Source organism: Micrococcus sp. APC 4021 (assembly GCF_030407635.1).
Lineage (GTDB): Bacteria > Actinomycetota > Actinomycetes > Actinomycetales > Micrococcaceae > Micrococcus > Micrococcus luteus.
In genome coordinates this window covers 1-3,972 of the sequence record NZ_JASDCZ010000163.1, presented here as the reverse complement: position 1 = coordinate 3,972, position 3,972 = coordinate 1, and the positions used below count along the sequence as shown (strand labels likewise).

2 protein-coding genes are annotated in these 3,972 nt (G+C 77.0%); both read right to left on the bottom strand.

The features are described from left to right. On the bottom strand, positions 1-2,136 hold a 2,136-nt coding region (locus QL983_RS10645), incomplete at its 3' end, for a penicillin acylase family protein (protein ID WP_290152935.1). Beyond that, positions 2,133-3,959 carry an IucA/IucC family protein gene (locus QL983_RS10640; protein WP_290152934.1) on the bottom strand — a complete coding sequence of 609 codons (1,827 nt, stop codon included), beginning with the start codon at positions 3,957-3,959 and terminating at the stop codon, positions 2,133-2,135. The genes QL983_RS10645 and QL983_RS10640, both read right to left, overlap by 4 nt. Positions 3,960-3,972 lie beyond the last annotated feature (13 nt).

The window sequence follows — 3,972 nt, the reverse complement described above, 5'->3', positions numbered from 1 at the left end:
GGCGCTGCCGGCGGACGGGGGGACGGGACGGGACGGCACGGGCAGCAGGCGGCCGGCGGCCCACGCGTCCAGCTGATCCGTCACGTGCCCGCCTCCGAGACCGGAGGCGCCGAACGGGACGACCCACCGGCTGCGGGTGCGGTCGCCGAGGTCGAACACGACCCGGGCCACCGGCCCGCGGTGGGTGCCGACGGCCAGGCCGGGGGCGTGCGAGGTGGCGCAGACCGCGTCCGCGGTGCCGCCCACCCGGACGGACCCGATCGTGTCGAGCACGTCGGCGAGCCCCGGCTCGTCCGGCCCGCCGGGATGCTCGTGCGTGAACAGGAACGGGGTCAGGGCATGCGCCTCGCCCCAGGTCCGGGCCGCGCCGTCGGGGCCCGGCGGCTCGGCGGCGTCGTCGACGGCGGCGACGGCGGCCCGCACGAGGTCCCTCGTCGACGCTGTGATCCCCAGGGCCGCGCGCAGCGGCTCCGGCCCGCGCTCGGCGAGCGCCGCGCCGACCCATGCGGCGGCGTCGCCCCACGGTGCCCACGGGCCGCCGAGCAGGGCCCGCGAGGCGGGCGGCAGGTGCGCGATCAGGGCGGCGGCCACCTCGTGCTCCACGAGGAGCCACCAGCGGGCCGCGGCCGATCCGGCGGCGGCGTCGCCGGCCCACGCCGGGACGGACTCCGCGGCCAGCACGCCGTCCGCGACGAGCGCGTCGACGGCGTCGGCGAGCCAGGCCCGCGGCGCGCCCGGGGTCCGGGTGTCCGTCTGCAGGGCGGCCATCGCGTCCACGGTCCGCTCCTGCGGTGCCAGCGCCTCGAGGGCCTCCCGGATGCGGCGGGACCGCCACGGCGCGCACGCGTCCACGGTGAGGCAGGCGGTGTCCGGGTGGGGCTCGTTGGCCGCCACCACGACGTCGTCCGCCGCGGCCGGCGCGGGCCAGCGCACCCAGCGCTGATCGAGGGACCCGTCGGCGGAGCCCCGGCCCAGCGCGGAGGCCCGCGCCGCACCCCAGGCCGAGCGTCGATCCCGGCGCCGCACGGCCCCGGCGTGCCGGGTGAGCACCGTCCGCCGGTCCGCGACGATCACGCGATTGACCGGCTCGACGTGCCCGTCCAGCACCGCGCAGGCCTCCGCGGCGCTCGCGGCCGTGAGCAGCCGGCGCGCGCTCGGCAGGCCGGTGTCGGCGCGGTCCCAGGCGGGGAACCGCATGCTCACCGGTCCGGCGCCGGGCACGTCCACGAGCCGCCCGCGCGGGGTGTGGGCCACCCGCACGTCCACGGGGTCGCCGCCGCGCACGTGCACCCGCTCGGTCCGGGCGTCGAGGACCTCCGGCCCCTCGGGGGCGTCCTCGAGGACCATCTCGAGCGAGGACACCATCGCCGAGGTCGTCACCCACGCGACGTGCTCGGACTGCCCCACATGCGGGACGCCCGGCACACCGGGGAAGGCCAGGCCGACGACGTCGACGCGGTCCCGGGGACGCTCGGCCTCCACCACGAGGCGCACCTGCTGGTAGACGCCGGGCAGCTCGAGCAGCCGGTGCGGGTCGGCGGCCACGAGCGGAGCGCCCTCGGCGCCGACGCGCACCGCCCAGGCGTTCGAGCCGTCCGCGTCGGGGCGCGGCGAGATCAGCGCCGCGGCGAGCGCGGGGAAGCGCTCGGCCAGCAGGGTGCGGAACAGGGCGGCCGGCGCGTTGGTCAGCCAGACGTTGTAGCCCAGGTGCAGGGCGAGCGCCGTGTGCGGGTCGAACGGCAGCGGCTTCACCCCGTGGGCGGCGAACTCGGGCGCGCGCCGGGCCCCGGCGTCCAGCCCCGCGTTCACGCCGTCGGCGAACCGGGTGAACCAGGCCCGGTCCTCCGCGTCGTCGAGGGCGTCGAACGCCCGGCGGGCCGCGCCGTCCAGGTCCATCTGCCGGGCGGCGACGTCGTTCGCCACCGCCGGCGGGCCGAACACCTCGGCGCCCATGCCGGTGACCCGGCGGTGCTCGCAGTCGACCTGCCAGGCCCGCTCCGTCGCCACGTGCCACCCCTGGAGGTAGGCCAGCTCGGGCAGGGACGCGGCCACGAGCGTCGGCACGCCGTGCGCGTCCCGGTGGCAACGGCCCGCCACGTCACCCGTCGCCGTCCCGGTCCACGCGTCCGCGCTCATGCCGCGGCGTCCTGCCGGAGCTCCGCCAGCGCGCGGCGCAGCGGCGCGGCCACCGGGTTGGCCAGGCGACCGGCGTAGAGCAGCGAGCCCGACGGGTCCGTCAGGTCCACCATCTGCGTGGCGTTCCGCAGCTGCAACCGGTTCAGGCACGAGTGCGCGAAGTCCTCCGCGTCCAGGCCGAGGCGCTCCACATCCGCGAGCCCCAGGGCCGTGTACTCGGCGAGGACCCGCCCCACCACGGCGTAGAACTCCTCCGCCGGCAGCAGGGCGTCCGCGTCCATCACGTCGGCCAGATGGCGCAGCACGCCGTCCAGCATGTCCGTGAAGAAGGAGAGGGAGAGGTCCTCGTCGGTGAGGTCGATGCGGATGCGCCGGGTCTGCTCCGTGAGCGGGACGCCGTCCGCGCCGACCACCACCTCCTCCCCGATGTCCTTGAGGAAGGCGCCGGTGACCCGTCCCTCCCGCAGGCGGAGCACGATGTTCTCCCCGTGGGGCATGAACACGGTCGAGTAGGCGGCGGCCAGATGCACCAGCGGGGTCACGTAGGCCGTCACCACCCCGTGCAGCCACTGCGCCGCCGTCAGCCCCGAGCGCTCCACGAGCGCCCCCGCCACGGAGCGGCCCCCGCCGTCCCGGTGCAGCAGCGCCGCCATGGTCATGACCCGCTCGCCCTCCGCCAGGCGCGGCAGCGGACTCTCCCGCCACAGGGCGGCGAGCATCTTCGTGCGAGGGCCCTTCGAGCCCACGGCATGGAAGGCGTCCCCGGTGTACCCGGCCGAGGCGTACTCCCGCAGCACCCCGAAGCCCCACCTCGCGAGCAGGGGGTCGGAGTCCACGAGGTCGGCCACCACCGCGTTGATCGCCGGGGTGACGGACATGTACGCGGGGGAGAGGCCGCGCACGAACCCCATGTTCTGCACGGACAACGCCGTCTTCAGCTGCGGGGCGTGCGGGTCGCTCGCGTTGAACAGGGTGCGCACCGCCTGCATGGCCGTGAACGCGTCCGGGTCTTCGCCCACGTGCACCAGCCGCCCCGCGGCGAGGTCGGGGGCGAACGCCACCTGGATCCGGTGCTCCCACTGCCACGGGTGCACCGGGATCAGCGTGTACGCCTCCGGATCGACGTCGAGCGCCGCCGCCCGCTCCGCGCACAGGCCCGCCACCGCCTCGGTGATCGGCGGGGGCGGCGCCGGCACGGCGGCGCCCGCGCTCGCGGTCTTGGGCCAGGTCCACCGTCCCCCGAGCTCGGAGGGGAACGCGAGCCACACCGGGTGCAGCGCCCGCCCGCCCTCGGGGGCGAACATCGCGTACTCCGTGGCCCCCCAGCCGATGCGGCCGTTGGTGGCCACGAAGCCCGGGTGTCCCTCGCTCATGGCGGCCTCCACCGCCGTGTAGTCCGCGTCCACCAGGTCGGCGGCGGACGGGCGCTCGCCGGCCAGGGTGTGGCACCGGGCGGCGAAGGTGGAGGCGAGCTCCTCGAGATAGACGTCCAGCGCCTCGCCGGCCAGCCCGAGCACCTCGGCCGCGTCGAGGACGAAGCGGTCGACGGCCACCGCGTCCGGATCCCCGGCACGGCACACCGAGTCCGGATCCACGCCGAGGTGCTCGAGCGGGAGGGCACGCGCGGTGAACGTCCACCGCACCCCGCCCAGGGTGAGCGTGTAGGCGTGGCGGCCGGCGTCGTCGACCCGCTCGCCGCGCACCGGCGTCAGGAGCCGCTCATGGGTGAACTCGCGGATCGCCTTGGCGACGAGCAGCCGGTGGGCGTGCCGGGCGGTCGGCGCCGTCAGCGCGTCCAGGCGGGACGGGGGGACGGGGGTCATGCGGACACCTGCC